Below are 633 nucleotides of genomic sequence, written 5' to 3' on the forward strand. Positions count from 1 at the left end.
CGCTGGCACTGGTGCTCGGCAGCCGCGCTGAGGATGCATTCCGCCTCGCTATGATCGGCTCCGGCGGCAGCGTGGGCGTGTTCTGGTCCAATGGCCTCGTCGGCACCATCACTACGCTGGCGATTACGCTACTGTTCTGGCCACTGATCGATCGTGCCTTTATGGCCGTTGCGCGCATCTGGCGGCCGACGCCGGTGACGACGTAAGTCGTGCTCGCGCCTGGCTGGATGGAGGCCTAATCCGGCAGTGACGGCTGCGCCAGATATGCCAGCAGCTTTATCTCGCGGCGTCCGCGGGTGACAGTGTCGAGCACGAGGCCCGACGAAAATGAGAGCACGCCGACGATCATCAGGCCAGTCGAGAGCACGGCGGTGGGCAGCCGAGGCACCAACCCTGTTTCCAGATAGGTGACGGTGACGGGAATCGCGAGGCCGATCGAGACGATGCCGAAAAACAGGCCAATTGTGCCGAAGAAGCGCAGCGGCTTTTCCGAACGATAGAGCTTCATGATGGTGCCGAGGATCCGGAAACCGTCCTTCCACGTGCTGAGCTTGCTGATGGAGCCCTGCGGTCGCGCGAAATACGACGTCTCGATTTCAGCGACCGGCAGTGCGAGCTGCAGCGCATGAACGC

2 pseudogenes are annotated in these 633 nt (G+C 62.7%); one reads left to right on the forward strand and one right to left on the reverse strand.

What is annotated here, in order from left to right:
* A pseudogene (locus AC1DS5_RS25200) lies at positions 1-206 on the forward strand (tripartite tricarboxylate transporter permease); the annotation flags it as partial.
* 29 nt (positions 207-235) lie between these two features.
* Here the strand turns inward: AC1DS5_RS25200 and AC1DS5_RS25205 are convergent.
* Positions 236-633, reverse strand: a pseudogene (locus tag AC1DS5_RS25205) (glycosyl transferase); the annotation flags it as partial.

The sequence above is a fragment of the Polaromonas sp. P4_H1 genome, from assembly GCF_056400945.1.